The organism is Novosphingobium sp. (assembly GCF_039595395.1).
Classification (GTDB): domain Bacteria; phylum Pseudomonadota; class Alphaproteobacteria; order Sphingomonadales; family Sphingomonadaceae; genus Novosphingobium.
On the sequence record NZ_JBCNLP010000001.1, the window covers coordinates 3,276,563 to 3,301,822 of the forward strand.

Below are 25,260 nucleotides of genomic sequence, written 5' to 3' on the forward strand. Positions count from 1 at the left end.
CCATGCAGACCATCCCCGTCGATATCGCTGGCCGCCCCTATGAGGTGCGCGTGGGGCAAGGTCTGCTGGCCGATGTGGCCGGGCAATGCGGCGCGCGGCTGCGCAAGCCCGTCGTGCCGATCGTCACCGATGCCAATGTGCATGCGGCATGGGGCGCTGCGGTCGAAGCTTCGCTGGCGGGCGCCGGCAAGCAGGCGGCATGGCGCATCCTGCCCGCGGGCGAGAGCACCAAGAGCTGGGACAATCTGATTGCCGTGGTCAACTGGCTGCTGGAGCTGGAGGTCGAGCGCGGCGACCATATCATCGCCCTTGGCGGCGGCGTGATCGGTGATCTGACCGGCTTTGCCGCCTCGGTGCTGAAGCGCGGCTGCCATTTCGTGCAGATCCCCACCACCCTGCTGGCTCAGGTCGATTCGAGCGTGGGCGGCAAGACGGCGATCAATGCGCCCGCTGGCAAGAATCTTGTGGGCGCCTTCCACCAGCCCAGCCTGGTGCTGGCCGATCTGGATGCGCTGACCACCCTGCCCCTGCGCGAACTCCGCGCGGGCTATGCCGAAGTCGTGAAATACGGCTTGCTGGGCGACGCCGCCTTCTTCGACTGGTGCGAAGCTAACGGCCCCGCCATCCTCACCGGCGATCTGGCCGCGCGGGAATATGCCGTGGCGCAATCGGTGCGCGCCAAGGCCGAAATCGTCGCTCAGGACGAGTTCGAGACCACCGGCCTGCGCGCGCTTCTGAACCTCGGCCACACCTTCGGCCACGCGCTGGAGGCCGAAACCGGCTTCTCCGACCGCCTCCTCCACGGCGAGGGCGTCGCGCTGGGCATGGTGCTGGCCGCCCGCTTCTCCGCCCGCCGCGGCCTGATGGAAAGCGCCGATGCCGAGCGCATCGCCCGCCATATCGCCGCCATGGGCCTGCCCTCCGATGTGCGAACGCTGGGTCTGAATGTTTCCGGCGCGCAGCTTGCCGCCCATATGCTGCATGACAAGAAGGTTGATGCCGGGCGCCTCGCCTTCCTGCTGATGCGCGGTATCGGTCAGGCCTTCCTCACCAAGGATGTGACGCTGGACGAGGTTTCAGCGTTTCTGGCCGAAGAACTGGAAGGTTAAGGGAGACAAGCCTCCGGCGGGCAAAGGGCCATCGCCCTTTGCAATCCCTTTCATTTTTCTCGCGTTAGGCTCTCGGCCTTGGCGCAAATCTCAAAATCTATTGCTGCTTCGCAGCGGGAGAGAACCCACGGGCCCTCTCCCACGCAAGCCTCACTCAGCAGCTTCCAGCCTGGCGCAACCGCGCGGCATGCGTTCGGCATCCAGATCGGCCTGGGTCTGGGTGATTGCCATCGGCTTGATGCCAAGGCGCGCGAACATCGCGCCATCCTTGTCGTCACCAGCGTTCGGCGTGGTCAGCAGCTTGCAGCCGTAGAAGATGGAGTTGGCGCCGGCCATAAAGCACATCGCCTGGGTCTGCTCGTTCATCTGCTCACGGCCCGCAGACAGGCGCACCATCGAAGAGCGGCATCGTGATGCGCGCCACCGCAATGGTGCGCACAAACTCGATGTCGTCGATCTTGGCCAGCGGCGTGTCGGCCAGCATTATCCGCCAGCGGCGTGCCCTTTACCTTCACCAGCATGTTGATCGGCACGCTCTCCGGCGGCTTCGGCAGGTTGGCCAGCTGCACCAGCAGCCCGGCGCGGTCGCGCACCGTTTCGCCCAGGCCCACGATGCCGCCGGAGCAGACTTTGATCCCCGCGTCGCGCACTTTATCCAGCGTATCCAGACGCTCCTGGTAGGTGCGGGTGGTGATGATGTTGCCGTAGAACTCCGGCGAGGTGTCGAGGTTGTGGTTGTAGTAATCCAGCCCCGCCTCGGCCAGCCGCTCGGCCTGAGTGCCGTCAAGCGTGCCCAGCGTCATGCAGGTTTCCATGCCCATCGCTTTCACGCCCTGCACCATCTCGATGATGGCGGGCATGTCGCGATCGTGCGGGTTCTTCCAGGCCGCGCCCATGCAGAAGCGGGTCGAGCCGTTGGCCTTGGCGCGGGCGGCAGCCTGAAGGACGGCTGCGACCTCCATCAGCTTGGTGGGCTTCACCCCGGTGTCGGCCTTGGCGCGCTCTGCGGGCAATATTTGCAGTCCTCGGGGCAGGCGCCGGTCTTGATCGACAGCAGCGTGGAGAGCTGCACCTCATTGGCCGGGTGATTCTCGCGATGGACCTGCGCCGCGCGCCACACCAGCTCGGTAAAGGGCAGGTCGAACAAAGCGGCGATCTCCTCGCGGCTCCAGTCGTTGCGCGGCGTGGTGGCAGGGGCATCGGTCATGCAGGTCAACTCCGAAAATCTCGACGCGGCGCGGCGCAAGGGCCGACAGCGGCATCATCATGACGCCCGCGATAGGCGCCCGGAGGCCAACACTCAAGCACCCGAAGGCGCGGCCCGTCGCGCGGGCGCCTTTCAGCCGTGCCGCTCATCCTGCATATCGATCACCTTGAGGTAGTTGCGCAGCCGGTTGATCTCCAGCTTACGCAGCAGCTCGTTGTCGTGATAGGGCTCGACCAGCCGGGCCAGCGGATCGGCCCAGAGCGCCGAGGCATCGAACAACACGCCCAGCCCGAACACCGCCGGAATGTTGGCAAAACACATCTGGCGGGTGCCGTCCTGCTCGACCTCGGTGATGAAATCCTCGACGGCGGTCAGCACGCCATTGCCCGGCCCGCCGGCCTCAACCGCCCAGGCGAAGGAGCCCATGCCACGAAAGCCCCGCCCCGGCAGAGCCCCGGCATAGCCCAGCGTCACCCCCATATCGAAGCTGAAGTGCTGGCGATGTTCGGCAGGAATGCGGTCGGGGGCATAATAGGAATCGCGGCGCGCGCAGGGCCAGCCCACATCATGCATAAAGGCCAGCAGCGGGCGCCCATCGCGCCTGGCCACGCTGTCGGCCAGACGCAACTCGCGCAGCACGGTGTAGTAATTGTGATCGCCGTCGATCACCCAGGCATCGACCTGTTCCTGATCCCCCATCACCTCCAGACTGGGCGCCGCCAGATGGGTGACATGAGGGTGCTCCGCCACCCAGTCGATGAACGCCTGCTTGGGCGCCGGGTCGATGGTGGTGAAACGGCCGCCGGCCTTGCCGCAATGATCGGCCAGCACGCTGGACATGCCGCCAAATTCGGCGCCGATCTCTACGATGTTGCGGACCTGCGTCAGCTCCAGCGCCTCCAGAATCAGGCTGGAAAATTCGCTCATCGAATGAATGAGAAGGTCGCTCATCGCCAGTAGTCCCCTCGGGCAGCACGCCCGTCGGGACCACTGGCTAATCTTTCATGGTTGATGGGGCGGAAAGCCTCCGCCCCGCAACTCTACCTAACGGATGTCTGAAATCCGGAGAAAGCCGGATTTAGCGCATCAGCACCAGTTCCTCGGCCATGGAGGGATGCAGCGCCATGGTCGCGTCGAAATCGGCCTTGGTCAGCCCGGCCTTCACCGCGATGGCCGCGGCCTGCAGAATTTCCGGCGCCTCGGGGCTGATCATATGGATGCCCAGCACCTTGTCGCTCGCCGCATCGACGACCAGCTTGTAATAGCCGCGCTCGACCTGGGTGGAGAACATGTTGGTCATCGGGCGGAAATCGCTGGTGAAGACCTTGATCTCGGCGCCGGTATCGCGCGCCTGCATCTCGGTGAGGCCCACAGCGGCCAGCGGCGGCTGCGAGAAGACCGCGCTGGGGATCGCGTCATAGGCCGTGGTGCGCGGCTTGCCGCCAAAGACGGTGTCGGCAAAGGCATGGCCCTCGCGGATGGCCACGGGGGTGAGCTGCACGCGGTCGGTCACATCGCCCACGGCATGGATGCTGGGAACCGAGGTCTGGCCATAATCGTCGACGATCACCTCGCCATTGGCGCCCAGCTTCACGCCCGCCTCTTCGAGCCCCAGCCCGACGGTCTTGGGGCGGCGACCGGTGGCCACCAGCACCACATCGGCCTCGATGGGATCATGCCCGTCGAGTGCGACGCGCAGCGAGCCATCGGCCAGCTTCTCGATGCCGCAAATCGGGCTGTCGAAGCGGTATTCGATGCCGCGCTTCTCGGTCATGGCCATCAGGCGCTCGGTCAGATCATGGTCATAGCCGCGCAGGATGCGGTTCGAACGGTTGACCACCGTGACCTGAGCCCCCAGCGCGTTGAAGATGCCCGCAAACTCCATGGCGATATAGCCGGCGCCCTGAATCACCACCCGCTTGGGGAAGGCTTTCAGATGGAAGACCTCATTCGAGGTGATGGCATGCTCATTGCCGGGGAAGTCGGGCATCACCGGCCAGGCGCCCACGGCGATCAGAATATGCTTCGCCCTGATCTCGCGCCCCGAGGCGAGCCGCACAAGGTTCGGCCCGGCCACGCTGGCGCGCTCGTGGAAATGGTCGACCTTGTTGTTGTCGAGCGTGCTCGTATAGGCGCGCTCCAGCCGGTCGACATCGCTGGCGACGAAATCGCGCAGCTTGGCCCAGTCGAACTGCTTGCCCTCGATGGTCCAGCCGAAACCTGCGGCATCCTCCAGCCCATGCGCGAAATGCGAAGCGTAGACCAGCAGCTTCTTGGGCACGCAGCCCCGGATGACGCAGGTGCCGCCGACGCGGAACTCCTCGGCCACGGCCACGCGGGCACCATGGCTGGCGGCGATGCGGCTGGCGCGCACCCCGCCCGACCCGGCGCCGATCACAAACAGGTCGTAGTCGAAGGTCTCGGTCATCGCGTGAGGCTCCAGTCGGGCCGCGGGGGGCGGCCGTTCATTCGCAGCGCGATATGGCGCCTGGGCCGCCGCTTGCCAACCGGATTTGGTGATCAGCCTGAATGGTCGAGGCGATCAATCCGCCGGCCCCTCAATCTGCGGGATTATATTTGGCAAGGAAGGTCTCCATCGATGTGAGCAAGGTCAGCCGGTCGGGCTCACGGGTGAAATGGTGATCGGCCAGCGGGATCTGCACCAGCTCGACCGACTTGCCCGCCGCGCGCATCCGCGATGCCATCGCCGTGGACTGGCTGACATCCACCGTGGAATCCTTCTTCCCATGGATCAGCAGCATCGGCGCCTTGATGCGCGTCACCGCATTGATCGGCGAGACAGCGGCGAAATCGGGGGTCATCCGCCCCCAGGCGTCGCTGTTGCTGTTGGCGTGCATGCTGCTGTCGCCCATGTCGTTGACCTCGCGCCTCAGACTGGCAACGCCCGCGATGGAGATCGAGCAGCGCCACAGATCGGGGTCGCGCGCCGCGCCCCACATCGCGGCATAGCCGCCATAGGAAGCCCCCACGATGCAGGCCCGCTTGCCGTCGGCCAGCCCCTCGCTCACCGCCCAAGCCAGCGCGTCATTGACGTCATCCTGCATGGCAAGGCCAAGCTGCCCCTCGCCGCGCCGCTCGAACTCCTGCCCATAGCCGGTCGAGCCCCGGAAATTGGGCTGGATCACCAGATAGCCCTTGCTCGCCAAGAATTGCGCCCAATAGTCGTAATCCAGCGTGTCATGCGCCCAGGGCCCGCCATGCGGCATGACGATCACCGGCAGCCTGCGCGCCTCGCGCCCCTTGGGACTGGTCACCACCGCCTCGATCGGCAGGCCGTCGCGCGCCTTGTAGGTGACCAGCTTCACCGGGGAGAGCGCCCGGCTGCCCAACTTGTCGTTCATAGGGGCGAGGCGCCGCAACTGCCCGTCATCGACATCGTAGAAATAGAGCGAGCCGGGCGAATTGGGCTGATCGAGCAACACCAGCATCCGCTTGCGATCCCGGCTGAAGCTGAGGATCTGCGCGCGCTTGCCACTGCCCACGGCCTTGTCGAAGGCCGCCTGCAACTCGGCCAGCGCCGGTTCGATCCACACCGTCTTCTGCAGGGCGCCGCGCAGGCTGACGGCCAGCGGGGTCTGGCCATCGGCGGCCAGAGTCACATCGTCGATCCAGCTTCCCTCGGGTGCGGTGTAGATCGATTTCACATCCTTGCGCGGGTCAAGATCGGCCTCGAACAGCGCGCTGCCGCCCTTGTCGTCATCATGCACCACCAGCGCGTGATTGCCGCCGGGAATGAAACCCATGGGGTTGAGCGAAGATTCGCGCTTGCGCAGATCGGCCCGGTCGATGGTGTGGAAGGTGCCGCCGCCCTCGCCGCGATAGAGCAGCCGGGTGCGCCGCGTGCTGTCGTCATAGCCATAGCCCAGCCGGACCTGCCCCGCGCCATCGGCCACCCAGCCCATCACATCGCCCCGTCCCGGCAGCACCTGCGAGCGCACGCCGGTGTCGACATTGACTCGAAAGATGGCGGGCCAGAAGGCGTCGCCCACATAGATCGACCCCTGCGCGCTGACCAGCGCATAGGGACTGCCGTCGCGGGCGGTCCAGATCACATCATCGGTGCTCTGGCCATTGAGATCCCACAGCAGGGTCTTGAGCTTGCCCGTCGTCCGGTTGAAGGCGGCGAGGCGCGAGACATACCACAGCTTGCCTCCCACCGGCTGCTGGGTGGTGACATGGATCAGAAAACTGTCGTCATTGACCCAGCGGATCGAATGCGCCTCGATCTTGTCGGGGATGCCGATGCAGTGGGGCGGCCCGCCGCTTTCGAACAGGCTGATGGCGCAGACGCGGCGACCGGTGATGCCGCCGAACAGCCCGGCCATCCATTCGCCGCTGGGAGACATTTTCACGCCCTCGATAAAGGGCAGCGCCGCGAAATCGGCGGCGGTCAACGGGGCGTTCGCGGCAACAGGCGGTTTCGGTTTCGCGTCCGGGGCAGATGCAGCGGCTGGCGCCTGCTGCGCCAGAACCGGGGTCCCCCAACCCCATGCATACACCAACACCCCGGCCAAAGCCGCCCTCATAGCCCCCACGCTTGCCCGCATTCTTGCCCCCTTCGACCCCGGCCCCGTAGAACCGGCGAATTTTCCGAAGGAATGCCTAGCGGGCTAAATGGGAAATTCAAGAAGGCGGCAAGACAAAGCGGTGAAGAACAGTCTCCGGCGGAAGCAGAGGCCTCCGCCGGAACGTTTCCTTTACGCCAGACCGGCGGCTTCCAGCAGCGCGGTGGTGCTGGCGTCGAAACGGGCGCCGCCCTTTTCGATGGACTTGGCGATTTCCTTGCCCAGTTCGACGCCGAACTGGTCGAAGGGGTTGATCTGCATCAGCGCGGCATTGGCGAAGGTGCGATGCTCATGGAAGGCGATCAACGCGCCCAGAGCCGCCGGGCTGAGGTCATCCACCAGCATGGTCGCGCTCGGGCGATCACCGGCATAGGCGCGGGCCTTGTCGGTGGCGTCCTTGCCCGCCATCAGCGCCGCGCCCTGCGCGAAGCAGTTCATCAGCAGGATGCGGTGATGCGCCGGGTCCAGATCGTCGCCGGCCGCGATGCTGGCGATGAAATCGATGGGCGTGATGACCGTGCCCTGATGGAGAAGCTGGAACACCGCATGCTGCGCGTCCGTGCCCACGCCGCCCCAGGTAATCGGCGCGGTGGGGCCATCGACGGGCGTGCCATCGGCCTTCACGCTCTTGCCGTTCGATTCCATCTCCAACTGCTGGAGGTAGAAGGGCAACAGCGCCATGCGCTCGTCATAGGCGAAGCAGGCACGCGCCTGGCAGCCGCGCAGGCGGGTGTAGAGCTGGTCGGCAAAGGCGGCGCGCAGCGGCAGGTTGGCGGCGCCATCGGTGTCGCGGAAGTGCAGATCGACGGTGGCGGCGCCTTCGAGGAACTCGACGAACTCGTCCCAGCCGATGGCCAGCGCCACCGGGAAGCCGATCGAGGACCACAGCGAGTAACGGCCACCGACGCTCTCGGCAAAAGGCAGCACGCGAGTCTCGTCCACGCCCCATTCCACGGCCTTTTCAGGGTAAGCCGTCAGCGCCACGACGCGGCCATAGGGGTCCTCGACGCCATTGTTGCGCAGCCAGTCGAGCGCCGAGGTGGCGTTGGTCATGGTCTCGGTGGTGGTGAAGGTCTTGGAGGCGACGGCGATCAGCGTGGTCGCCGGATCGCAGCGCCCGAAGGCCTGTTCCAGCGCGCAGCCGTCGATGTTGGCGACGACATGGACATCGACCTTGGCGCCATCGCGGGTCAGCGCGTCGACCGCCAGCTTGGGGCCCAGCGCCGATCCGCCAATGCCGATATGGATCAGATGCTTGACCTCGCCCAGCGCGCCCTCATGGATCGCCTCGACCAGCGACTTCATGCGAGCGTGGAGCGCCATGGCCTCTTCCACGCTGCTGTCGCGGCCCACGCCGCGCTGGGCGGTATGCTCGGCAGAGCGGCCCTCGGTGACGTTGATCTTCTCGCCGGCGAACAGCGCCTTGCGCTGGCCGTCAAAATCGACGGCGGCGGCCAGCTTCTCGAACAGGCCGAGATGCGCGGCGTCCAGATGCGTCTTGGACCAGTCGAAGCGGATCCCGCCCTGCTCCTCGCCCAGCTCGATGCGCCCGGTCAGCGTGTCGACGCGGGCCTCGTCCTTCGCAAACAGCTCTGCCAGCGTGGGGCGCGGCAAATCCGCCAGTTGGGTCCACAGGGCGGTGATCTCGGGCTGGCTGGACACGGGGGGTTTCTCCGTTGAAGATGAATGACCTGTCCTATGCCTGCCCGATGCGACATGGCCAAGTCTGCATTCGTTACCAACCCCCAAAAAGCCGTTCAGCCGCGCGCAAGCATGCCAAGTGTATTGCACGAACAACACACGCGTGAGACAATCCTGCGACAAACAGCCGCTCACGAAGGGTTGACGGCGGAGCAGAGGCACAACATGGACGTGACTATGACCGACACCGCCAATCAGGGCCCGATTGCGCCCGCCAGCTCCGACAAACCCGCGCCCGCGGGCAAAAAGCCTCAGGAAGAAGAGAATTTCTTCGTTTTCCTGATCAAGCTGGTGATCATCGTGGCGGTGTTCCGCAGCTTTATCTTCTCGCCTTTCACCATCCCCAGCGAATCGATGCTGCCCGGTCTGGTCAATGGCGACTATCTGCTGGCGGCTAAATGGCCCTATGGCTTTTCCAGCTATTCGCTGCCCTTCGGCGCCCCGCTGCTGCCCAAGCGCGTGCTGGCCCATCAGCCCCATCGCGGCGATGTGGTGATCTTCAAGGCCCCGCCGACCAACGATCAGGACTGGATCAAGCGCGTGATCGGCCTGCCGGGCGACACGGTGCAGATGATCGGCGGCGTGCTGTATCTCAACGGCAAGGCCATCCCCAAGGTGAAGATCGAGGATTTCGAGATCGCCGTCTCGGGCAACACCCATTGCTACACCCCCGCCTTTGCCGCCACCCGCAAGGATGGCACGGCGGTCTGCCGCTATCCGCAGTATCGCGAGACGCTGCCCGGTGACGATGGCCGCCCCGCCAAGGACATCAAGGTGCTCGATTTCGGGCCCGAGAAGCACGATCCAGTCCCCGGCTTCGATGCCGACAACACCCCGCCCTATATGGTGCCCGAGGGCAAGCTGTTCCTGATGGGTGACGACCGAGACAATTCGATGGACAGCCGCTTCACCACGCTGGACGGCGGCATCGGCATGGTCCCGCAGGAGAATCTGGTGGGGCGCGCCACGATCATGATGTGGTCGACCGATGGCGGCGCTTCGTGGTACAAGCCGTGGACCTGGTTCACCGCCACGCGCTGGAGCCGCATCGGGAACACCTTTTGACGGTCGGAAAACTCAAACTGAAGCCCGTGGCGGGGGCGGAACCCCTGCCCGATGAGACGCTGGCCTTTCTGCGCCAGTTGCTGGACGGCGCCGCGCCCGCCGATGTGGAGATGTGGACCGCCGCGCTGACGCATGGCAGTTTCACCGCCGCGCCCAACAAGGGCATCGCGCGGGCCGCCGACTATCAGCGGCTGGAGTTTCTGGGCGACCGCGTGCTGGGCCTGACCATTGCCGAATGGCTCTATGAGGCCGAGAGCGATGCCGAGGGGCGCCTCTCGCAGCGCCTCAACGCGCTGGTCTCGCGCCAGAGCTGTGCCAATGTGGCACGCGGGTTGAAGCTTGCGCCGCATATCCGCCTGGGCAAGCAGGCCCGCGACGATGGCGGCGCCGATTCCGACAACATCCTTGGCGATGTGATGGAGGCGCTGATCGGCGCCAGCTTCCTCGAGCGCGGCTTCGAAACCACCCGCGCCATGGTGCGCAAGCTGTGGTCCGACACCTTCCGGGGCCATGCCGGGCAGACCAAGCATCCCAAATCGGCGCTTCAGGAATGGGCTGCGGGCAACCGCCGCCGCCCGCCCGAATATGCGCTGATCGACCGTTCCGGCCCGGACCACTCCCTGCAGTTCACCGTCTCCGTGGCGGTGAAGGGCGTGGGCGAGGCCCGCGCCACCGCCAACAGCAAGCAGGAGGCCGAAACCAAGGCCGCCGGCGAATTCCTCCGACTTTACGCCTGAAAGCCTTTGTTATGACCGACCAACCCACCACGCCCCCGATGACCTGCGGCCTCGTTGCCGTGCTGGGCGCGCCCAACGCCGGCAAATCCACGCTGGTGAATGCGCTGGTCGGCCAGAAGGTGGCGATCGTCAGCCAGAAGGCGCAGACCACCCGCGCCCGCCTGATGGGCATCGCGCTGGAGCAGAGCGACAAGCATAACGCCCAGATCATCCTGGCCGACACGCCGGGCCTCTTCGCCCCCAAGCGCCGCCTCGACCGCGCGATGGTCGCCGCCGCCTGGGATGGCGCCGAGGAGGCCGATGCGATCCTGCTGGTGGTCGATGCCGCCAAGAAGCACCGCGACTATCTCGAACCCATCCTGGAGCAGTTGCAGCACCGCAAGGAGCGCAAGATCCTGGTGCTCAACAAGGTGGACCTGACGGCCAAGGAACCGCTGCTGGTTCTGGCGCAGGAACTGACCCAGAAGGTCGATTTCGCCGAGGTGTTTTTTGTTTCGGCACAAAGCAATGATGGCGTCGCCGGGCTGAAGGCTCATCTGGCCGGACTGATGCCCGAAGGCCTCTGGCATTTCCCGGAAGATCAGGTCTCCGATGCCTCGGAACGCCTGATGGCCTGCGAGATCACCCGCGAGCAGCTTTACCGCCAGCTCCACGATGAATTGCCCTATGACAGCACGGTTCGTCCCGAAAGCTACAAGCAGCGCAAGGACGGTTCAGTTGAAATTCATCAACAAATCGTCATCGCCCGAGAGAGCCAGAAACCGATTGTTCTCGGCAAGAAAGGCGCGCGCATCCGGGCCATCGGCGAGGCGGCACGTGCCGAATTGACACAGATCCTTGGGAGTGAGGTCCACCTCTTCCTCCATGTCAAAGTGGATGAGAACTGGGCCGATGCCAAGGAAATCTACGAGGAAATCGGCCTGGAATGGGTTCGCTGAGGCCGTTGCCGGATTTTCCATACCGGTGCAGCCAAGGCTTGTTATGAACCGCCACTGCGCTCTATAGCGGCATGGTGGCGTAAAGCCATGCTCTGTGGATCGGGCCTGCGGGGGCGGGCCGGTCCGCCAGGGTCGCTGTGCAGGAATTAAAGGATGGTGGAATTCATCGCGGCACTGCCGGGGCGGGCGCGGGTGGCGCTGCTGGGCAATATGGGCGTGCGGCTGCGCGCCCTCGCCGCCGACAAGGCGCTGGTGCTGCTGGCTTACACCCTGCTCGCCTTGATGCTGCGCGCTTTCACCTTCGGCTCTCCCACCATCCAGATCGATGAGCAGTTCTACCTGCTGGTCGGCGATCGCATGCTCCATGGCGCCCTGCCCTTCGTGGACATCTGGGACCGCAAGCCGATCGGCCTCTTCCTGATCTTCGCCGCAATCCGCCTGCTGGGCGGTGAGGGCATCGTGCAGTACCAGCTTGTCGCCATGTTCAGCGTGGTCGCCACCTCGCTGGTGATCTGGCGCACGGCGCGGATGATCGCCTCTCCGCTGGGCGCTTTGTGCGCCGGCGTGGCCTATCAGCTCTTCCTCTCGGTGTTCTTCTGCTTCGGTGGGCAGTCGCCGGTCTATTACAACCTGCCTGTGGCACTCGTCGGCCTGTGGATGACCGATCTGATGATCCGCCGCCGCCCACCGCGCGCGCTGCTGCTGCACGGGCTGGGCGTGATGCTGGTGATCGGCATGGCGCTGCAGATCAAATACACCGTGATCTTCGAAGGCATCGGCTTTGGCCTCGCCCTGATGTGGCGCATCCGCCGCGCGGGCTGGAGTCGTCCTCAGGTCACGCTGGCCGCCGCCGCATGGTGCGCCGCCGCCCTGCTGCCCACCACCGCCGCTTTGGCCTATTACGCTGCCATCGGCCATGCCGATGCCTTCATTCAGGCCAATTTCCTCTCGATCTTCGCCCGGCATGAGCCCTATCTCGCGTCCCTGTGGCGCCTGACCAAGGAAATGCTGGCCCTCACCCCCTTCTGGCTGGCGCTGTTCCTCGCGCCTCGCCGCTTCGGCGCGCGCGGTCTGACGGCGGCTGGCGAGGCCCCCCAGGCCCTGCCCTTCCTGCGCATCTGGGGCCTGACAGCCTTCGGCGGCTTCCTGCTGCTGGGCACATGGTACGATCACTACCTCGCCCCCGTCCTGGTGCCCATCTCGATCCTCTCCGCGCCCGCGCTGGGCCGCATGGCGCCTCACCGCTGGTACACCCGCCTGCTGCTCGGCTTTGGCACCGTCGCCGCGCTGGTGGTGACCTCGGTCAATATGAGCGATCACGGCTCCCGCGCCGAGATGGATGTGCTCCTGACCCAGATCGAGAGCGCCCGCGCCAAGGGCTGCCTCTATGTGGCCGAGGGCGACCCGATGCTGTACCATCTGTCAGGAAGCTGCCTGCCCTCGCGCTACGTCTTCCCCAACCATCTGGTGAGCCTGACCGATTCCGAGGCGCTGGGCGTGGACGCGCAGACCGAAGCACACCACATCATGGACAGCCGCCCCGATGTGGTGGTGATCACCGCCCAGCCTCAGGCCCATCCGGTGAACTGGCCTGTGCGCAACTTCCTGATGTCGCGTTTGGGCAGCGATTATGTGCTTTACGGCAAGGCTCGCGTGGGGACGCGCGATTTCCTCGTGTTCCAGAACAAGGCCTTGAGCGGGAAGCGGGTTGTCGCTTCGCGTTAAGAAGGTTCAGAAGTGAAAATGCGAGGGTGTTACACCCTCGCGCTCCCATTCATTGTCAGCCAAAGCGCTTCGGGTTCGGCCATAGAGCAAGGTCGCAGCGCCGCAGGCTTTTGAACGCAAAAAGGCGCCGAGGCCTTCCTGCCTGCGGCGCCTTTTTTGTGCCCATGGGAAGTTTGCACACCGACAGGATGCCACTGCCCTTGTGTCGGAAGACGTCATGGGAGCGCGAGGGGGTAACCCCCTCGCACTTCTCTTTTTCCCTTTATTCTGCTGCAGCTTTCTTGGCCGGAGCCTTCTTGGCCGCAGGCTTCTTCGCTGCGGCCTTCTTGGAGGGAGCCTTTTTCGGAGCCTCCTCACCATCAGCCGTCTTTGCAGCGGCCTTCTTGGGAGCCGCCTTCTTGGCCGGCGCCTTTTTCTTGCCCTTCGCAGGCCCCTTCGCGGCGCGCTCGTCGAGCAGCACCACGGCTTCTTCCAAAGTCAGCTCTGCTGAGTCCTTAGCCTTGGGCAGGGTGGCGTTGGTGGTGCCATCGGTCACATAAGGCCCGAAGCGCCCCGCCATCAGCTTGATCTCGCCGCCGTTCACCGGATGCGCGCCGAAGACTTTCAGAGGCTCGGCGGCGGCGCGGCGGTTGCCGCCACCAGCGGCGGCCTCGGCCAGCTTGGTCACCGCCATGTTCATGCCGGTGTCGAAGACCTCGGTCGTGCTGCGCAGGCGGGCGTATTTGCCGCTGTGGGCCAGATAGGGGCCATAGCGGCCGATGCTGGCGGTGATGGGCTCTCCGGTTTCCGGATGCGGCCCCACGGTGCGCGGCAGGCTGAGGAGCTTGACCGCCCAGTCCAGCGTCAGCTCCCCGATGTCCTTGGGGATGCTGGCCATCTTCTTGTCGTCACCTTCACCCGTCTGGATGTAGGGGCCGAAGCGACCGGCCTTGCGCATGATCGGCAGGCCGGTGTCGGGGTGCTTGCCGATCTCGCCTTCCTCGCCGCCATCCTGCGATCCGCCGGGCTGGGCGAATTTGCGGGTGAACTTGCACTCGGGGTAGTTCGAGCAGGCGATGAAGGCGCCATAGCGGCCACCGCGCAGCGACAGGCGCCCGGCGTGGCAGGCAGGGCATTCGCGCGGATCGCCGCCGCCATCCTTGGGCGGGAACAGGTAATCGGCGAGGAATTCGTCCAGCGCCTCGGTCACTTCCGAGGGCTTCTTCTCCATCACCTCGTCGGACTTGGGCTTGAAATCGCGCCAGAAGGCCTCGAGCACGGCCTTCCACTCGCGGCTGCCGCCCGAGACATCATCCAGCTCCTCTTCCATGCCCGCGGTGAAGTCATAGCCGACATAGCGGGGGAAGAAGCGTTCCAGAAACGACGTGAGAAGTCGCCCGGTTTCCTCTGCAAAGAAACGGTTTTTCTCGGCGCGCACATAGGCGCGGTCCTTGAGCACCTGAAGGGTGGCGGCATAGGTCGAGGGGCGACCGATGCCCAGCTCTTCCAGCCGCTTGACCAGCGAAGCTTCGGAATAGCGCGGCGGCGGCTGGGTGAAGTGCTGGGTGGCGTCCACGCCCTCCTTCACCGGCATGTCGCCCTTGCTCATCAGGGGCAGCAGACCGCTTTCGTCCTCCTCGCTGTCCTGCTTCTGGTCGCGGCTTTCGTCGTAGACGGCCATAAAGCCGGGGAACTTCACGACCTGACCGGTGGCGCGCAGCTCGTGGCTGCCCGTGCCGTCGCGCAGGGTGATGGTGGTGCGCTCAAGCTGGGCGCTGGCCATCTGACTGGCGAGGGCACGCTTCCAGATCAGGTCATACAGGCGCGCCTCATCGCCGCTGCCATAGGTGTTGCGCGAGAAGTCGGTGGGGCGGATCGCCTCATGCGCTTCCTGAGCATTCTTGGCCTTGGTCTCGTAATGGCGCGGCTTTTCGGGGCAGAAATGGCCCGAGAAACGCTCGGTGATTTCCTTGCGCGCGGCGTCGATGGCGCTGGGGTCCATCTGCACGCCATCGGTACGCATATAGGTGATCGCGCCCGCCTCATACAGCGTCTGCGCCACGCGCATCGTGTGCATGGCCGAGAAGCCCAGCTTGCGCGCGGCCTCCTGCTGCAGCGTCGAGGTGGTGAAGGGCGGATAGGGGTTGCGGCGGGCCGGCTTGGTCTCGACCTCTTCCACGCGGAAGGCGCCATTTTCCACGGCGGCCTTGGCGCGCTTGGCGATGCCTTCCTCGCCAAGGCTCAGCTTCTCAAGCTTCTGGCCCTCAAACTTGACCAGACGCGCCGGGAAATGCGTGCCGTCATGCAGCAGCCTGGCGATGACCTGCCAATATTCCTGCGGCTTGAAACCCTCGATCTCGCGCTCACGCTCGACGATCAGGCGCAAAGCCACCGACTGCACGCGGCCCGCGCTCTTGGCGCCGGGCAGCTTACGCCACAGCACCGGCGAGAGGGTGAAGCCGAACAGATAGTCCAGCGCGCGGCGGGCCAGATAGGCATCGATCAGATCCTGATCCAGCTCGCGCGGATGCTTCATCGCCGTGGTGACGGCATCCTTGGTGATGGCGTTGAAGGTGACGCGCTCGACCTCCTTGGGCAGGGCGCGGCGCTTTTTCAGCAGCTCGCGCACATGCCAACTGATCGCCTCACCTTCGCGATCCGGGTCAGTCGCCAGGATCAGACGGTCGGCCTGCTTGGCGGCATCGGTGATTTCGCGCACGCGGGACTGTTTGTCGCCATACAGCTCCCAGTCCATCTCGAAGCCCTCATCGGGGCGGACCGAGCCGTCCTTGGGCGGCAGATCGCGGATATGACCATAGGAGGCCAGAACCTTATAGTCCTTGCCGAGATACTTCTCGATGGTCTTGGCCTTGGCCGGAGATTCGACGATGACGAGCTGCATAGGGCGGTTTCAGACACTTTCTTCGCATGGCACTTCACGTGCACGCACGAGGGTGGTTCGCTGCGCCTCCTGCGTCAAGAGGGCGCTCACCGCAAGAGACAGGGACAAAAAGCCTCAGGCAAAGACCTCGCTGAGTGGGTCCTTGTCATGGACCAAGGTGCGAAACACCCCGATGCCGAAAGCCAGCGACAGGCTGCCCGCCAGCCCGGAAAGCGCCAGACGCGCCAGTCCAACCCCACCAAGGATCGGAACGGTGTTGAACGCCAGAACGCCCACGCCAATCATCAGCAGGACATAAGGCACAAGCCAGACCGCGATCAGCGCCAGAAGAGCTCCCAGCATCGCCCCGCGATGGCCATGCGTGGCCTCCCGGCTGGCAGCCAGCGCCTCCATCACGCTCATCCCGCGCGACAAGGTGAAGGCGGGCGCGATAAACCAGCGCAGCAGCAGCAAAACCCCCGGCACGACCAGCAGCACCAACCCCAGCCAGACCGCTAGAATGATCAACAGATTGATCAGCACAAACGCCCCATAACGCGGCGGAACATCCGGATCGGCCAGCCCTTCGCGCAGCAACAGTTGGCGGATGACGATCGCCAAAATCATATTTTGCAGCAAGGCTCCCAGCAGGGTGATGAACAGCAACTGCGGCAAGGCCTGCGTCAACGGCTGATTCGTCGTATAACCATCGAGCACACGCTGTCCGGCCTGTACAAGGGCGACCAACAAACCGGCCAAAGCCAGCAAGCGCCATCGCCGCTGCAAGACCTCCCAACCCGCCCCGATCAACGTACCTGCCGAGATCGCCATGATTGCCCCTTGTCCTGCCCTACACCGCCCTGCTGACCCGCCCGCCTGCATGACGGACCAGCGTGCCCGACAATTCCATATCGATCAGCGCCGCCTGCACCACGCCAGCAGGCAGGCCGCAATGGCGGATCAGATCGTCCACCCCGATGGGCGCCACGCCCAGCAGAGCGGCAATCCTGTCATCCGTATCGAGACTGGCCGATGATTGTTGCACCGCCGCTTCATCCGGCGCGGCCAAAGGCAAGGCTTCCTGCCTTGGCGCGCGCAGAGGCATGCGGGGCGCGCCCTGAAAGTCGGTCAGCAGTTCGAGGATATCCTCGACGCGCTGCACCAGCACCGCGCCCTCGCGGATCAGATCGTTGCCGCCATGCGCGCGCGGGTCGAGCGGAGAACCCGGCACCGCCATCACCGCCCGCCCATAATCCCCCGCCAGCCGCGCGGTGATCAGCGAGCCCGATCTGGGCGCCGCCTCCACCACCACCGTACCTATGGCAAGGCCCGCGATGATGCGGTTGCGGGCGGGGAAATGGCGCTGGGTGGGCTCGGTACCGGGGGGCATCTCGCTGATCAGCAGACCTTCGCGAGCGATGCGCTCCTGCAGGGCGGCATGCTCGGGCGGATAGACCACATCCACGCCCCCGGCGATCACGCCGACCGTGCACGCGCCGCCTTCCGCGCCGAAAGCCCCCTCATGCGCGGCGGCATCCACCCCGCGCGCCAGACCCGAGATCACCGCGCAACCCTCGGTCGCCAGATCGCGTGCCAGGCTACGCGCCAGCTTCATCGCCCCTGCCGAGGCATTGCGCGCGCCGACAATCGCCACCGGGCGCCGCGCCGCAATCGAAGGGTCGCCGCGCACGATCAGGATTGGCGGGGCGCCCTCGGCCAACCCCAGCAGAGCGGGATAATCCGCGCCGTCATGGAACAGGTAACGCCCGCCCGCCGCGCGCACGGCGGCCATCTCCGCCTCGACGGATTTGAGCGGAAAGACTGTAAACCCGCTCTTGCCCGGCAGCTGCGGCAAACCTTCCAGCGCGGCGACAGCCGAGCCGAAGCGCGCCAGAAGCTGGCGATAGGTGATGGGGCCGATGCCGGTGGAACGGATCAGCCGGATGCGGGCCATGCCCTCCTCGCGCGTCAGCCCGGCGGCGCGCTGGGGAGAGGCTGGCTCCGCCATTTACCCTTGCGTTTTGTTCGAGGAACGGCCGACGCGCGGCTCGGTGCCCTCGATCAGCCGGGCGATGTTCTGGTGATGGCGCCCCACCACCAGCACCGCCAGCGCGGCCAGCACCGGCACCAAGCCGGTATGCCCCAGCGCCAGGGCGGCCAGCGGGGCGGCCACCGCCGCGCTCATCCCGCCGACCGAGGAAATCTTCGACAGCTTCGCCGCCGCCGCCCAGGCCAGAGCGCTCACCAGCCCGACCGGCCAGGCCAGGCCCAGTGCCACTCCCAGCACCGTCGCCACGCCCTTGCCGCCGCGAAAGCCCAGCCATACCGGGAAGCAATGGCCCAGCATCGCGCCCGCCGCCGCCAGTTGCGGCGCGGCGGTCCATGTGCCCGCGAAGGTGCCCACCTCTCCCCACAGCGCGCGGGCGATCATCACCGCGACCACGCCCTTGGCCATGTCGAGCAGCAGCGTCGCCGCCGCCAGCCCCTTGCGCCCGGTGCGCAGCACATTGGTGGCGCCGATGTTGCCCGAGCCGATCTGGCGCAGGTCGCCCGCGCCCATCACCCGCGTCAGGATCAGGCCGAAAGGCACCGACCCCAGCAGATAACCCAAGACCAGCGCCCCCAGCAGCGGGCTCAAACCTGTCGCACTCACTTGAAAAACCTCTCGATCCATAAGCGGGAGGCATCGCTGCACAGGCGCATCGCGCGCCTCTCCCCTGCCCGGCCCTTGTAGCGCCCGCGCACCGCCACAGGAAAGCCCTGTCTTTGCTTTTTGCGCGGGCACACCCTAGAAGCGGAGGCCCGGATCTCCTGCCCAAGGCCCTGAAACGACGTGACACAGCCAGATATCGATCCCGCCGCGCCGGTGCTGATGTTCGATTCGGGCGTGGGCGGGCTGACGGTGCTGGACGCCTTGCGGGCGCAGCTTCCCGATGCTCCGGTGATCTATGCCGCCGATCTGGCAGGGCTGCCCTATGGCGAAAAGAGCGAAGCCCAGATCGCCGCGCGCGTCTCGGGCCTGCTGGGGCGGATGACCGAGAGGCTGAAGCCCCGTCTGGTCTGCATCGCCTGCAACACGGCTTCCACCATCGCGCTGGCCAGCGTACGCGAGGTGCTGGAGGTGCCCATCGTCGGCACCGTGCCCGCCATCAAGCCTGCCGCCGCCATGACGCAGACCGGCACCATCGGCCTGCTGGGCACCGCCGCCACCGTCCGCCAGACCTATGTCGACCAGTTGGAGACCGAATTCGCGCAGGGCAAGCGCCTGCTGCGCCATGGCGCGGGCGAACTGGTCGCCGCCGCCGAGGCCAAATTGCGTGGGGCGCCGGTGGACCAGGCCGTGATCGAGCGTGCGGTTAACGGCCTGCGCAGCCAGCCCGGCGGCGAAGAGATCGACACGGTGGTGCTGGCCTGCACCCATTTCCCGCTGCTGATCGAGGAGCTGGGGCAAGTCTTCGGCCCCGGCGTGCGCTTTATCGATGGTGCGCAAGGGATTGCCCGGCGCATCGCCTCCCTGACGCGGGGCCAGAGCTTTGCGCGCGCCCATGCCGACAGCGCACTGTTCACCGGATCGGACGGCGACAGCGCGCTGATGCCCGCATTGCGCCTGCGCGGGCTGGAAAGCGTTGCGCGCTTCTGAAATTTTCGAACATCAGGCTTGCTCAAAGCGCAACACACAATGCACATTTCTGCACAACCGGCCTAAATGCCTACTGACAGGGCACTAAAGTCCTGTCATCCTCATAAGCGATCACTGTCTTTGACTCTGGTCATTTTGCGGGGGCCCCGCTATGGGGCATAGGGAGGCAGCCCCGAGAAAAAGGGGCGCCAGCAGGATGAATGCACTCGTGAATTACGACCAGATTTTCGATTCAGCGATCCAGCGCCTCCACACCGAGGGCCGCTACCGCGTCTTCATCGACATCCTGCGCAACAAGGGTGCCTATCCCAACGCCCGCTGCTTTGCCGGGCACAATGGCCCCAAGCCGATCACCGTCTGGTGCTCGAACGATTACCTTGCGATGGGCCAGCACCCCAAGGTGATCGCCGCCATGGAGGAAGCGCTGCACGATGTGGGCGCGGGCTCTGGCGGCACGCGCAACATCGGCGGCAACACCCATTACCATGTCGATCTGGAGGCCGAACTGGCCGATCTGCATGGCAAGCAGGGCGCGCTGCTCTTCACCTCGGGCTATGTCAGCAATGAGGCGACTCTGGCCACGCTGGCCAAGATCCTGCCCGGCTGCGTGATCTTCTCGGACGAGCTGAACCACGCCAGCATGATCGCCGGCATCCGCAATTCGGGCTGCGAGAAGAAGGTTTTCCGCCACAACGACCTCGAGCATCTTGAGGAACTGCTGGCCGAAACCGACCCTGCCCTTCCCAAGCTGATCGCCTTCGAGAGCGTCTATTCGATGGACGGCGACATCGCCCCCATCCACGAGATCTGCGACCTCGCCGAAAAGTACAATGCCCTGACCTACATCGACGAGGTTCACGCTGTCGGCATGTACGGCCCGCGCGGCGGCGGCATCACCGACCGCGACAATGCCGCCCACCGCATCGACATCATCGAGGGCACGCTGGGCAAGGCTTTCGGCGTGATGGGCGGCTATATCGCGGCCGATACCCGCATCATCGATGTGATCCGCTCCTACGCGCCCGGCTTTATCTTCACGACCTCGCTGTCGCCGGTGTTGGTGGCGGGCGTGCTGGCCAGCGTGCGGCACCTCAAGTCCTCCAGCGTGGAGCGTGATGGCCAGCAGGCCGCCGCCGCCAAGCTGAAGAGCCTGTTCCGTGAAGCCGGCCTGCCGGTGATGAACAGCACCACCCATATCGTGCCGCTGATGGTGGGCGATCCGGTGAAGGCCAAGAAGATCAGCGACATCCTGCTCGCCGAATACGGCGTCTACGTCCAGCCGATCAACTTCCCCACCGTGCCGCGCGGCACCGAGCGTCTGCGCTTCACCCCCGGCCCGGCGCATACCGAGGCCATGATGGAAGAGCTGACCAAGGCTCTGGTGGAAATCTGGGACCGGATGGATTTGAAGCTGGCGGCTTGATTCAGGGTTTTCAGGAAAAGTGAAGATGCGAGGGCCATCGCCCTCGCGCTCCCTTTAATGTCCACCTTGCGCATAACCTATCGGGTTCGCACGGGTTCTTAGCGCCGCAGGCAGGACGTGCCGCGCGCAAACCTGGCGTTCAAATCTGGATCTGATTGCCTGTGGCGCCTTGGCGAGCGCAGGTGGAGCGCCTGGGCGCACCAGTTCGGCACCACTGCTTTCTCGTCGGAAGACGTTATGGGAGCGCGAGGGGGTAACCCCCTCGCTTTTCTCTTTTCCCTTAAAGCCCCCTGCGCAATCTCAAAGATGATGCGTGCACAAGGCGAGCAGCAGGATGACCGGGACAGGCACGCCGATAAACCAGAGAATAGCAGAGCGCATCGCGAACCTCCATGGCTGGGTTGATGTGTTCAACCGTGTGGCCATGGAGTGCGTGAGGCCCGCAAAAGTTCCGTTTCGGGACGGGTAAGCGCTTATTCCTCGCCCATGCGCAGCGCGGCAATAAAGGCCTCCTGCGGGATCTGGACCGAGCCATACTCGCGCATGCGCTTCTTGCCTTCCTTCTGCTTGTCGAGCAGCTTCTTCTTGCGACTGATGTCGCCGCCGTAGCACTTGGCGGTCACGTCCTTGCGCATGGCGGCGATGGTTTCGCGCGCGATCACCTTGGCGCCGATGGCGGCCTGAATGGGGATCTTGAAGAGGTGGCGGGGGATGAGGTCCTTCAGGCGCTCGCACAACTGGCGACCGCGCGGGTCGGCCTGCGAACGGTGGACGATCATCGACAGCGCATCGACCGGCTCATTGTTGACGAGAATGTTCATCATCACCAGATCGCCTTCACGCAGGCCGATCTGCTCATAGTCGAAGCTGGCATAGCCGCGCGAGATCGACTTCAGGCGGTCGTAGAAGTCGAACACCACCTCGTTCAGAGGCAGCTCGTAATTCACCTGAGCGCGCCCGCCGACATAGGTCAGCCCCGTCTGGATGCCACGGCGGTCCTGACACAGCTTCAGGATCGAACCCAGATATTCGTCGGGCGTGTAGATGGTGGCCTTGATCCAGGGCTCTTCCATGGTCTCGATCTTGACGGGATCGGGCATGTCGGAGGGATTGTGCATCTCCTTGACCGAGCCGTCCTTCATGGTGATGCGATAGACCACCGAGGGCGCCGTGGTGATGAGATCCAGATCGTATTCGCGGCTCAGACGCTCCTGGATGATTTCCAGATGCAGCAGGCCGAGGAAACCGCAGCGGAAACCGAAGCCCAGCGCGGCGCTGCTCTCCATCTCGAACGAGAACGAAGCATCATTCAAACGCAGCTTGCCAATGCTCTCGCGCAGCTTTTCGAAATCGGCTGCGTCCACAGGGAACAGCCCGCAGAACACCACCGGCTGCACTTCCTTATAGCCCGGCAGAGCCTCGGTCGCGCCGCCCTTCTGGGTGGTGATGGTGTCACCCACCTTGGCGGTTTCGACTTCCTTGATCTGCGCGGTGATAAAGCCGATCTCGCCCGGCCCCAGCTCGGCCAGTTCCTCGCGCTTCGGCGTGAAGCAGCCGACGCGGTCGATCAGGTGATCGGTGCCGCCCGCCATGAACTTGACCTGCAGGCCCTTCTTGATCACGCCATCGATCACGCGCACCAGAATGACCACGCCCAGATAGGGGTCATACCAGCTGTCGACCAGCATGGCCTTCAAAGGCTTGGCCCGGTCACCCTGCGGCGCGGGGATTTTCTTGACCACCGCCTCAAGGATTTCCTCGATGCCGATGCCCGCCTTGGCCGAGGCCAGCACGGCTTCGGAGGCATCCAGCCCGATCACATCCTCGATCTCGGCCTTGACCTTTTCGGGCTCGGCGGCGGGCAGGTCGATCTTGTTGATGACGGGCACGATCTCATGGTCATGCTCGATCGACTGGTAGACGTTGGCGAGCGTCTGCGCTTCCACGCCCTGCGCCGCGTCCACCACCAGCAGCGCGCCCTCGCAGGCGGCAAGGCTGCGCGAAACCTCATAGGCGAAGTCCACATGGCCCGGCGTGTCCATGAGGTTCAGCTCATAGGTCTCGCCATCATGGGCCTTGTAGTTCAGGCGCACGGTCTGCGCCTTGATGGTGATGCCGCGCTCCTTCTCGATGTCCATGTTGTCGAGCACCTGCTCGCTCATTTCACGGGCTTGCAGGCCGCCGGTGAACTGGATCAGCCGGTCGGCCAGCGTCGACTTGCCATGGTCGATATGGGCGATGATGGAGAAATTGCGGATCTTGGCAAGGTCGGTCATGAGTGTCTTTATCGCAGGAGTTCGCCGCGCCGACCTGCCTTTTCGGGGCAGAGCGCACAAGCCTGTGCCGTTAGCAGCGCTTGGCCCGTCTGTCACGGGCTGAACGGGGGAGTGTGATGAAAGCCTTTCTTGCTGCTCTGGCCTGCCTGATCGGCCTGCTGCCTGGGACGGCGGCGGCCATTCTTCCGCCACCAAGGCCGCCAGTGCCCAGCATGGAGGAGAGTCGGAGCTTTGGTGCGGTGACCTACAAGGAAGTACACCCGATCCAGGACTGGGAGCATGGCTGGACATGGAGCCCATGGCACAAGGATGTCACGCTGTCCGTAACCGCCGGCGACATTGCGATTACAGATGACGGCCAATTGAGCATCCGCTCCACCCACTGGCAATGTCAGGGCTCGGTTGGGGTCAGCTTCTATGAGGCTGTATCGACGACAGCCAACCTCGAGCATTCGCTGGAGAGCCTGGTACGCTTTTGCCGCCTTCCTGCGGCGGATTGGGCGGAATGGCGCGGAGAAATTCAGGCGAAATCCGCCGATCTTATGGCGGCGGTCGCCTATATGAAGGAGCGCTGGGTCAGGTTGACTGGCCAATCACTGGCGCGATGCGATCCGACAAGCAGGCCCCCAGATCGGTCGCCAGGCGCGATTATACCGCCGCCCATGGAGGAAAGCCTGCCCCCGGCCTATTGCATGGCACCTTTCCCGATGTGGGTGCAGTCAAAAGAAGAACAGGAGGAGCGGGCGCACAACCGGCCTGCCCCCAGTCCCAAACCAAAGCCCCGCAAACCCGCGCCTAATCGCCGCTGACGGGCGCCTCCGGGTTGAGCGGCCCCTTCACCGCCCCCACCCACTCACGCCACAGCAGCATCAGCACGGCCATCACCGCCGGGCCCATAACCAGCCCGATCAGGCCCCAGGTCTCCACCCCACCCAGAATGCCCAGCAGCACCCAGAGGAACGGCAGTCGCGTCGATCCGCCGATGAACACCGGCCTCACAAAATGGTCGGCCACAAAGACCACGATCCCGCCGATCACCCCCACCGTCACGGCACCGGCAATGCTGCCGCTGGCCGCCAGCAGCGCGACAGCCGCGATCAGCGCGATGGTCGCGCCAAAGGGAATGGCCGAAAGCAGCCCGGTCACCAGCCCCAGCAGCGCGGCATGGCTCACCCCGGCAAAGCCATAGGTCACGCCCAGCAGCACGCCCTCGCCAAAGCCGACGATCACCAGACCGTTGACCGTGCCGCGAATGGCCTGCGTTGCCTGATGGATCACCCGCTCGCCCGCCTCGCCAAAGCCACGGCGGCTGCCGATGCGCAGCGATTCCGCCACCCGGCGCCCGTCGCGCAGCAGGAAGAACAGCGTCATCAGCATGAAGCTGAGCAGCAGGAAGCGATGCGCCAGCCCGCTCAAAATCTTGCCGCCCTTGCCGATCGGCACGCCGGTGGCATGATGGGCCAGCCGGTTGATCGCCTCGGGCGTGGCCAGCGCCGATTGCCACCAGGTCATCAGTTGATCGCTGTAAGGCAGGTGCTGCAGGAAATCGGGCGCGGGAACACCCTGCTGGCGCGCCACGGCCAGCCATTGCGCCACCGCCGCGCTGTCATGCACCAGAGCGGCGGCCACCATCACCAAAGGAATGACGAAAACCAGCAGGATCAGCAGGGTAAAACCGGCCGGCAGCAGTACCTTCTCGCCGCGCGGCCAGCGCTGCACGCTGCGCTCATAGACCGGCCAGAGCGAGATAGCGAAGATGCTGCCCCAGCCCAGCGCGGGCAAAAAGGGATGCAGCGTCCACAAGCCTGCGAGCACCAGCGCCACCACCGCGACCAGCCCGGCGATGCCTTGCCCGCGTGACAGGAAGCGTGGGCGGTTGGCGAACCATGTGCCGGGGGGCGAGCTTTCATGATCTTCATGCATGAGGGTCAGGCTAACCCATGCGGTGACGGGGCGCCACCCACTGTTGCGGATCGCCGGGCCGAATGCCGGA

21 protein-coding genes are annotated in these 25,260 nt (G+C 65.1%); 8 read left to right on the forward strand and 13 right to left on the reverse strand.

Going from position 1 to position 25,260, the window contains the following annotated elements; genetic code table 11:
• Positions 1-2: 2 nt before the first annotated feature.
• Positions 3-1,109: a 3-dehydroquinate synthase gene (aroB, locus tag ABDW49_RS15025; RefSeq protein ID WP_343612820.1), complete on the forward strand. Its 1,107-nt coding sequence runs from the start codon at positions 3-5 to the stop codon at positions 1,107-1,109.
• Positions 1,110-1,259: 150 nt separating this feature from the next.
• On the opposite strand, the gene ABDW49_RS15030 is transcribed toward aroB, so the two are convergent.
• The 7 genes from ABDW49_RS15030 to pgi form a co-directional block, all read right to left on the reverse strand.
• A complete protein-coding gene (locus ABDW49_RS15030) occupies positions 1,260-1,475 on the reverse strand; it encodes a hypothetical protein (protein WP_343612821.1) in 216 nt (71 codons plus the stop codon).
• Positions 1,472-2,089, reverse strand: a complete 618-nt coding sequence (locus ABDW49_RS15035; protein ID WP_343612822.1) for a radical SAM protein — start codon at positions 2,087-2,089, stop codon at positions 1,472-1,474. Before ABDW49_RS15035 ends, ABDW49_RS15030 begins: the two co-directional genes overlap by 4 nt.
• The gene (locus ABDW49_RS15040) at positions 2,086-2,316 is read right to left on the reverse strand and encodes a hypothetical protein (RefSeq protein ID WP_343612823.1); all 231 of its coding nucleotides are present in this window, start codon (positions 2,314-2,316) and stop codon (positions 2,086-2,088) included. The genes ABDW49_RS15035 and ABDW49_RS15040 overlap by 4 nt, the downstream gene beginning before the upstream one ends.
• A gap of 132 nt (positions 2,317-2,448) precedes the next feature.
• On the reverse strand, positions 2,449-3,267 hold the full coding sequence (locus ABDW49_RS15045; RefSeq protein ID WP_343612824.1) for a class I SAM-dependent methyltransferase: 819 nt from the start codon (positions 3,265-3,267) through the stop codon (positions 2,449-2,451).
• Positions 3,268-3,394: 127 nt separating this feature from the next.
• Positions 3,395-4,744, reverse strand: a complete 1,350-nt coding sequence (gene gorA, locus ABDW49_RS15050; RefSeq protein WP_343612825.1) for a glutathione-disulfide reductase — start codon at positions 4,742-4,744, stop codon at positions 3,395-3,397.
• Positions 4,745-4,874: 130 nt separating this feature from the next.
• Positions 4,875-6,731: a prolyl oligopeptidase family serine peptidase gene (locus ABDW49_RS15055; protein ID WP_343612826.1), complete on the reverse strand. Its 1,857-nt coding sequence runs from the start codon at positions 6,729-6,731 to the stop codon at positions 4,875-4,877.
• A 303-nt stretch (positions 6,732-7,034) separates the two neighbouring features.
• Positions 7,035-8,564, reverse strand: coding sequence for a glucose-6-phosphate isomerase (gene pgi / locus ABDW49_RS15060; RefSeq protein WP_343612827.1), 1,530 nt, complete (start codon positions 8,562-8,564; stop codon positions 7,035-7,037).
• A gap of 216 nt (positions 8,565-8,780) precedes the next feature.
• Here pgi and lepB point away from each other — a divergent pair, with 216 nt between their 5' ends.
• The 4 genes from lepB to ABDW49_RS15080 all read left to right on the forward strand — a co-directional run bounded on the left by lepB (position 8,781) and on the right by ABDW49_RS15080 (position 13,068).
• Positions 8,781-9,668, forward strand: coding sequence for a signal peptidase I (gene lepB / locus ABDW49_RS15065; protein WP_343612828.1), 888 nt, complete (start codon positions 8,781-8,783; stop codon positions 9,666-9,668).
• Positions 9,665-10,405: a ribonuclease III gene (gene rnc / locus ABDW49_RS15070; RefSeq protein ID WP_343612829.1), complete on the forward strand. Its 741-nt coding sequence runs from the start codon at positions 9,665-9,667 to the stop codon at positions 10,403-10,405. Before lepB ends, rnc begins: the two co-directional genes overlap by 4 nt.
• Positions 10,406-10,443: 38 nt before the next feature.
• The gene (gene era / locus ABDW49_RS15075) at positions 10,444-11,343 is read left to right on the forward strand and encodes a GTPase Era (protein WP_343614313.1); all 900 of its coding nucleotides are present in this window, start codon (positions 10,444-10,446) and stop codon (positions 11,341-11,343) included.
• 153 nt (positions 11,344-11,496) lie between these two features.
• Positions 11,497-13,068 (forward strand): glycosyltransferase family 39 protein, encoded by a 1,572-nt coding sequence (locus ABDW49_RS15080; RefSeq protein ID WP_343612830.1) that lies wholly within the window; start codon positions 11,497-11,499, stop codon positions 13,066-13,068.
• Positions 13,069-13,330: 262 nt separating this feature from the next.
• Here ABDW49_RS15080 and topA read toward each other — a convergent pair whose 3' ends face one another.
• The 4 genes from topA to plsY form a co-directional block, all read right to left on the reverse strand.
• Entirely contained in the window at positions 13,331-15,949 is a 2,619-nt protein-coding gene (topA, locus tag ABDW49_RS15085) for a type I DNA topoisomerase (protein WP_343612831.1), read from the reverse strand.
• A gap of 114 nt (positions 15,950-16,063) precedes the next feature.
• Positions 16,064-16,759 carry a hypothetical protein gene (locus tag ABDW49_RS15090; RefSeq protein ID WP_343612832.1) on the reverse strand — a complete coding sequence of 232 codons (696 nt, stop codon included), beginning with the start codon at positions 16,757-16,759 and terminating at the stop codon, positions 16,064-16,066.
• 19 nt (positions 16,760-16,778) lie between these two features.
• On the reverse strand, positions 16,779-17,936 hold the full coding sequence (gene dprA / locus ABDW49_RS15095) for a DNA-processing protein DprA (protein WP_343612833.1): 1,158 nt from the start codon (positions 17,934-17,936) through the stop codon (positions 16,779-16,781).
• Entirely contained in the window at positions 17,937-18,581 is a 645-nt protein-coding gene (plsY, locus tag ABDW49_RS15100) for a glycerol-3-phosphate 1-O-acyltransferase PlsY (protein ID WP_343612834.1), read from the reverse strand. It lies immediately after the preceding gene.
• 219 nt (positions 18,582-18,800) lie between these two features.
• On the opposite strand from plsY, the gene murI reads away from it, so the two are divergent.
• Complete coding sequence (gene murI, locus ABDW49_RS15105; protein ID WP_343614315.1) at positions 18,801-19,568, forward strand: glutamate racemase; 768 nt, start codon at positions 18,801-18,803, stop codon at positions 19,566-19,568.
• A gap of 208 nt (positions 19,569-19,776) precedes the next feature.
• Positions 19,777-20,991 carry a 5-aminolevulinate synthase gene (hemA, locus tag ABDW49_RS15110; RefSeq protein WP_206243099.1) on the forward strand — a complete coding sequence of 405 codons (1,215 nt, stop codon included), beginning with the start codon at positions 19,777-19,779 and terminating at the stop codon, positions 20,989-20,991.
• Positions 20,992-21,464: 473 nt separating this feature from the next.
• Here hemA and lepA read toward each other — a convergent pair whose 3' ends face one another.
• The gene (gene lepA, locus ABDW49_RS15115) at positions 21,465-23,267 is read right to left on the reverse strand and encodes a translation elongation factor 4 (protein ID WP_343612835.1); all 1,803 of its coding nucleotides are present in this window, start codon (positions 23,265-23,267) and stop codon (positions 21,465-21,467) included.
• Between the two features lie 116 nt (positions 23,268-23,383).
• On the opposite strand from lepA, the gene ABDW49_RS15120 reads away from it, so the two are divergent.
• Positions 23,384-24,076, forward strand: a complete 693-nt coding sequence (locus ABDW49_RS15120; protein ID WP_343612836.1) for a hypothetical protein — start codon at positions 23,384-23,386, stop codon at positions 24,074-24,076.
• On the opposite strand, the gene ABDW49_RS15125 is transcribed toward ABDW49_RS15120, so the two are convergent.
• Positions 24,063-25,190, reverse strand: a complete 1,128-nt coding sequence (locus ABDW49_RS15125; protein ID WP_343612837.1) for an AI-2E family transporter — start codon at positions 25,188-25,190, stop codon at positions 24,063-24,065. The two genes, ABDW49_RS15120 and ABDW49_RS15125, sit on opposite strands and share 14 nt — an antisense overlap.
• Positions 25,191-25,260: the final 70 nt, after the last annotated feature.